The organism is Chamaesiphon polymorphus CCALA 037, assembly GCF_003003845.1.
GTDB classification, from domain to species: domain Bacteria; phylum Cyanobacteriota; class Cyanobacteriia; order Cyanobacteriales; family Chamaesiphonaceae; genus Chamaesiphon; species Chamaesiphon polymorphus.
Map to the genome: position 1 here is coordinate 1 of NZ_PVWO01000419.1, position 5,299 is coordinate 5,299.

Below are 5,299 nucleotides of genomic sequence, written 5' to 3' on the forward strand. Positions count from 1 at the left end.
ACTTTCCAGTTGAGATTTATACTTGCCTTGGGCCACAATCTGATGACCCTCCCTGAAAATGAGCGAACCGTAAGTTATTTCTCTAAGCTAAAATAAAGAGGTTCTAGGTTACAGTAGGGTTAAACAGATGGTAGTACGACACCCCCGCTACACTAAAGAAGAAGTTGCCCACAGAGGCAATGCTCTGTATGAGTCTGAAGTGCGCTTGCAGGTCGAAGCAGGTAACCATGGTAAGATTGTGGCCATCGATATTGAAACCGGAGCTTTTGAGGTAGCCAAAGATAGTCTTACGGCTTCCGATCGAATGTTAGAGCAATATCCAGATGCTCAAATTTGGTTTGTACGGATCGGACATCGAGCGGTACATCGGATTGGTTTTATTAGCTCGAATGTATCGTAATGATTCTAGGTAGCGTTAATGCAAATCGTGAAGCAATTGTCCAGATTGCTGTTTTAAACGATTACAAACAAATAAAGGCAATTAAAGCAGTGATTGACACTGGTTACACTGGCGATTTAATGCTTCCGAGGGCAATCGTTGATGAGTTGGGGTTAACTCTTCGAGGCATACAAGATGCTATTTTAGGAGATGGCAGCGTCAAGCTCTTTGAAATGTATGCTGGTTCTGTTATCTGGGATGGGCAAGTCCGAAGAGTTGAGGTTAATGCCTCGGAAACAGAGTGTTTGATTGGAATGGGGCTATTAGAAGATTACAAACTGGAAATAGAAGGCAGATCTGGCGGTGTAGTCAAGATTTTCTCTCTATGATATGGTCATAGGATTGCTATAGATCGTTTAAGATTGCAGATGGACAGTATCTTATTTGAAACGAATAGAACTATAGTTCGTAAATGGACTTCAAGCGATATTATTGCTTATTATTTGTTAAGATCGGATCCACTCGTAATGAAATTTATTGGAGAGCCTTTAAGAGATAAAAGACAGGCAGAAAAGTTTCTTATTTCGAGAACAATTGCTGATTATTCCAAATATGGGTATGGTCGATATGCTGTTGTCTTAAAGGCTTCTGGTGATGTTATTGGAAACACTGGTTTGTTATATCTTAGAGAACTGGATAGGAATGATTTAGCGATTTCCCTTCTTCCGCAATATTGGGGATTAGGCTACGGGACAGAGATTCTTGAGAAGTGCGTCCAGTACGCATTTGAAGAATTGGCACTGCCGGAATTAATCGGATTGGTCGATCCGCTAAATATTGTCTCTTCAAAGCTTCTTATGAAAATAGGCATGATTTATTCAGAAAAGATTACCTATCATGATGAGGCATGTAATTTATACACTCTCAAACAGCAGGATTGGTCTAACAAAACCTTAAGTCGGACTATTGAAGAACTAAGTTAAAATGAAAAGGCTACAGCTTAGTACACAGAGACGTTATGCAAGAATCAGTCATTTACCGCTCGATCCAGGAAGAAACAGAAGCGAAGGCAAAACGCTAGATCGCACTCAACTTTCTCCGAGATGGATTAATGGATTATCGGTTGAAGCGGTCGCTCGTGGAACTGGACTATCGCTTGAAGAAGTCCAACAACTTCAGCAACAACTCAATAGCTCGGTACAAAGCTAAAGTCGATCGTCAAGATCCCGAATGGGTTCTATCAATACTAGACAAAAAAATCAGGAGTCAGTATCGATACTGACTTCTGATGGAGCGAAAATTCACTTATTATCGGAAAATTAACGCTTGTCGCGGAAACCAGCCAGCCAGTCTCGGAGTTGCTCCGAAGCAACATCGCGACCGCCCAAACCGAACGAAATTGCCACGGCAACTGCGATCGCGCCTAACATTAGACCGAAAGCCAAGTTGACAATACTAGCGGCAATCCCCATCTGTTGTAATGCCATTGCACCGACAAAGGCGATAATTGCCAGACGTGCTACTTGTCCGAGCACTTGTGCTTGATGAGTACCAGAACTGCTGACGACTCTTTGAGCCAGATTGGCGAGGAATAACCCGATCCCAAATACGAGCACTCCAGCTAATACTTGTCCAGCGATGATTAATAGTCCCTGAACTAAATCGTTGAGCGATGGAATTCCTAATACTTCAGTAGCAGCTACTGTAGCAATCAGCATTACCCCAACGCGAGCGATTAAACCAGCGACTTCTGATGGTGTCTGCTTGGTGGGAGGAGGGACGATTTCGCTTCCGGTTACAGGCGTCACGGGAGTATCGCGGAGGGTGGATTGATGTAGTGTGTGTAGTCCCAAGGCGCGGAAGATCCCATTGAAACCCAAGCCGTTGAGGAGATTGGCAACCAAATCGCCCACAAACTGACTGATAACAAATGCGACTGCTAAAATTACTGCTGCGGTCAGAATTTGGGGAATGGTATCCAATACGCGTTGGAGCATGGAAGTTGCAGGGCCAGAAATTGCAGGGATTTGCAGTGCATCTAGTGCGGCAACCGCTGTTGGGATTAAAATCATCACATAGACGATCGTCCCTAACAATGCCGATAGCGATTGCCCCGGAGCGGCTCTATTCAAGCCAATTTTGGCAGCTAATCTCTCAGTGCCAGCAGCAGCGAGTAAATTGGTCGTCAATTCGCGGACGATCCGAGCGACAAACCAGCCAACCAGAGCGATCAGACCTGCTTTAAAGATATTGGGCAGCGCGCTGAGAATATCGTTTAAGAGATTCTGGACGGGTGCTAGAGGGCCTCTAAGATCGAGAACGTCGAGGATTAGCGGCAGGAAGAATAAAAATACAAACCAGTAGAGGGCGTTGCCGAGGGTTTCGCTAGGCAAAACTTGATTTTCGCCAACAGCCATGCGTTGAGACATCGCTGGGACGATCGTGCCAGCAGTCCGCACGACGATCGCTTTTACAGCAGTTGCTACTAACCAAGCAACCGCAGCTAAGGCCGCCGCTGATGCTAATTTGGGGATAAATGCCAGAATCTGGTTCAAGACATTGTTGAGCGGTTGCGCCACAACAGTGAGATTGAGCGCATTGAGAAATGCTAGAACCGCAAATAGAAAAATTAGCCAGAAGACAATGTCTCCGACTAATTTTTCGGTATTCATATTCGAGCTAGAGGTACCAGTTGCCATCCGACCCAAGCGGTTATCGAGGTCGGTACGTTTGAGGAGGTTGCGAACGACGGATGAGACGATAAAAGCCACGATCCAGCCGATAAATAGTGTAACTATCGCACCCAATAGACTCGGTAAATAGGCTCCAATCGTGCCACCAGTTTGTCTGGCAAGATTTTCAATCCCTGTGGTCGAAATATTTGGGTTAGCGATCGGTACGGCGGCCTGCGCGACTAGCCAATTTTTAGCAATAAGCTGACTGGTTTCGGTTCCCGCACTAATGAGTTGCCAAGTTTCGTTCATATATTATTTGCTATGTAAATTGTAAATGCCACGGACTACGTGTGAGGCTCAAACACAATCTTGCATACTTGGCGATCGTGGACTGCGGCACAGAAAATATAATGGTTGAAAAAAATTACCCCGTTATCGCCCTGGGAAGGCTCGACTGCTGCCTGCGCCAGAGCGAAATATTTATTTCATTCCATTTTGTTGGCTCGCAACCAGTGGATGTGCGTTGCAGATCTACAAAAAGCTGTCGCCAAATATACTTATCGTTAAAATTGTGCTATCGATCGAAAATATCTAGTTATAGATTCTTTGGCTTATCTTCGATCTAGCAGCTCGAAACAACTAGATCGCTCATCGAACGATCTTAACAAAAATACACTCTAGTAGCTATCTAGAAGTAATTAGTATTAATTAGTAAAGATAGATATTATCTACTTTCACTAAAGTTGTTAAAATTCGACTTCAATGGTAGCTTACCATGCTTCATCAGTAATGACAGCCATTACAATACGAATATTTGAATATCTTTACTTATTTTTGCTTTGAAACTATCGATTATCTTGCAAAAAGCTACTTTCTCTCGACATTTATTCATCAATAGAAATTGCGCTCGAAAACTGGCCATCGGTCGAGCTGAGTCAAGAAAATCGGTAGATTAATTGCGCTGACTTTGTTTGAAAAATTGATACATTTCTGGCAGTCGATTGACGATCGCCGCAGTTTTGAGCCAGAGTTTATGTGAAACGGCGGGATACCCAGAGACAATTTCACCCGGATCGACATTATTGTGAATCCCTGTCTTCGATGACGCGATTGCGCGATCCCCAATTGTCACCTGATTGGCAACGCCGACTTGTCCAGCTAGTAGCACGCCATTACCAACCTTGACACCGCCAGCCAACCCTACTTGAGCGGCAAGAGCGCAATTAGAGCCGATCTGACAACCATGTCCGACATGCACTAAATTATCCAGCTTTGTATCTCGACCGATCCGCGTTTCGCCCATGGCTGGTCGATCGACAGTACTATTGCAACCGATCTCCACACCGTTCTCTAAGACCGTGTAACCCGCCTGTTCCATCTTGAACCACCCAGAAGGCGTCGGCACGAATCCAAAGCCCTCTGCGCCGATTGCCGCCCCACTGTGGATGACACAATCATTACCGAGTCTGACCCGTTCGTGAATGGTACAGTTAGCATGTAAGATCGTGCGATCGCCGATCTGGACGTCGGGATAAACGACCACATTAGGATGGATCGTTACATCATTCCCAATTTTTACCCCAGCTTGAATGACCGCATGGGCACCGATCGACACATTCTCGCCTAATTCGACATCCGCCTCAACGATCGCGCTAGGATGCACGCCCGCAGGCAACTTAAAGGGTTGATAAAATAATTTGATAACTTGGGCAAACAATAATCGCGGTTCTTGAGCTGCAATCCAGGCAATTCCTCTGTCGCTTGCTTGTGCTTGGATCGCCTCATTCATCGGCAACACCAAAGCACTCGCCGCCGTACTACTAACAAATTTGGCAAACTTATCGCCTTCAATATAGCTAATCGTCCCCGCTGTGGCTGTATCGATCGGTGCCAAGCCAGTTAAGATGGGATCGAGCTGGCGATCGCGATCGAAACTACTTGCAGTCACCGCAGACCCTAGTTTAATTATCAGTTCGCTAAATTGCATCATTAATTCGGGGGTAAAGATTAGTTCAGTGCCAGACCAAATCGGACTATTACTTAAAATGTTATTACCATCTGTCGCCATCTCGATCGCGATTAACTACCTCGGTACTCTCATTACGCCAACACCAACCACGGGGATCGTCCTAGTTGCCGTCTTTTTGCCCTCGATCTCGTTAGCAGTGTTTTTAGGCGTTAGGCGTTAGGCGTTAGGCGTTAGGATTGTGGATTTTGGATTGCGAATTGGGATGTTGCCATCCAC

The 5,299-nt window shown here is 45.3% G+C and carries 8 protein-coding genes; 6 read left to right on the top strand and 2 right to left on the bottom strand.

All coding sequences use genetic code 11. The features are described from left to right. Positions 1 to 127: 127 nt before the first annotated feature. Genes C7B77_RS23320 through C7B77_RS23335 form a run of 4 tightly spaced genes read left to right on the top strand, consistent with a single transcriptional unit; the run spans position 128 to position 1,588 of the window. The gene (locus C7B77_RS23320; protein WP_106310564.1) at positions 128 to 400 is read left to right on the top strand and encodes a hypothetical protein; all 273 of its coding nucleotides are present in this window, start codon (positions 128 to 130) and stop codon (positions 398 to 400) included. Next, the gene (locus tag C7B77_RS23325; RefSeq protein ID WP_106310567.1) at positions 400 to 768 is read left to right on the top strand and encodes a clan AA aspartic protease; all 369 of its coding nucleotides are present in this window, start codon (positions 400 to 402) and stop codon (positions 766 to 768) included. Before C7B77_RS23320 ends, C7B77_RS23325 begins: the two co-directional genes overlap by 1 nt. A gap of 39 nt (positions 769 to 807) precedes the next feature. Further along, complete coding sequence (locus C7B77_RS23330; protein ID WP_106310570.1) at positions 808 to 1,362, top strand: GNAT family N-acetyltransferase; 555 nt, start codon at positions 808 to 810, stop codon at positions 1,360 to 1,362. A 1-nt stretch (position 1,363) separates the two neighbouring features. Then, entirely contained in the window at positions 1,364 to 1,588 is a 225-nt protein-coding gene (locus C7B77_RS23335; protein WP_106310573.1) for a hypothetical protein, read from the top strand. A gap of 110 nt (positions 1,589 to 1,698) precedes the next feature. Here the strand turns inward: C7B77_RS23335 and C7B77_RS23340 are convergent, their stop codons facing one another. Next, a complete protein-coding gene (locus C7B77_RS23340) occupies positions 1,699 to 3,363 on the bottom strand; it encodes a mechanosensitive ion channel (RefSeq protein ID WP_106310576.1) in 1,665 nt (554 codons plus the stop codon). Between the two features lie 105 nt (positions 3,364 to 3,468). Between C7B77_RS23340 and C7B77_RS30355 the strand changes: the two genes are divergently transcribed. Then, positions 3,469 to 3,621 carry a hypothetical protein gene (locus C7B77_RS30355; protein ID WP_181243989.1) on the top strand — a complete coding sequence of 51 codons (153 nt, stop codon included), beginning with the start codon at positions 3,469 to 3,471 and terminating at the stop codon, positions 3,619 to 3,621. A 385-nt stretch (positions 3,622 to 4,006) separates the two neighbouring features. On the opposite strand, the gene lpxD is transcribed toward C7B77_RS30355, so the two are convergent. Then, positions 4,007 to 5,041, bottom strand: coding sequence for a UDP-3-O-(3-hydroxymyristoyl)glucosamine N-acyltransferase (lpxD, locus tag C7B77_RS23345; protein ID WP_106310579.1), 1,035 nt, complete (start codon positions 5,039 to 5,041; stop codon positions 4,007 to 4,009). A gap of 28 nt (positions 5,042 to 5,069) precedes the next feature. Here lpxD and C7B77_RS30360 point away from each other — a divergent pair, with 28 nt between their 5' ends. Next, positions 5,070 to 5,243 carry a hypothetical protein gene (locus C7B77_RS30360; protein WP_181243990.1) on the top strand — a complete coding sequence of 58 codons (174 nt, stop codon included), beginning with the start codon at positions 5,070 to 5,072 and terminating at the stop codon, positions 5,241 to 5,243. The last annotated feature ends 56 nt before the right edge of the window (positions 5,244 to 5,299 follow it).

Excerpts from the sequence above, each read along its gene's own strand:
- C7B77_RS23340 (WP_106310576.1), bottom strand. The coding sequence starts at position 3,363 with ATGAACGAAACTTGGCAACTCATTAGTGCGGGAACCGAAACCAGTCAG.
- C7B77_RS23330 (WP_106310570.1), top strand. The coding sequence starts at position 808 with ATGGACAGTATCTTATTTGAAACGAATAGAACTATAGTTCGTAAATGG.
- C7B77_RS23320 (WP_106310564.1), top strand. The coding sequence starts at position 128 with ATGGTAGTACGACACCCCCGCTACACTAAAGAAGAAGTTGCCCACAGA.
- C7B77_RS23325 (WP_106310567.1), top strand. The coding sequence starts at position 400 with ATGATTCTAGGTAGCGTTAATGCAAATCGTGAAGCAATTGTCCAGATT.
- C7B77_RS23335 (WP_106310573.1), top strand. The coding sequence starts at position 1,364 with ATGAAAAGGCTACAGCTTAGTACACAGAGACGTTATGCAAGAATCAGT.
- lpxD (WP_106310579.1), bottom strand. The coding sequence starts at position 5,041 with ATGCAATTTAGCGAACTGATAATTAAACTAGGGTCTGCGGTGACTGCA.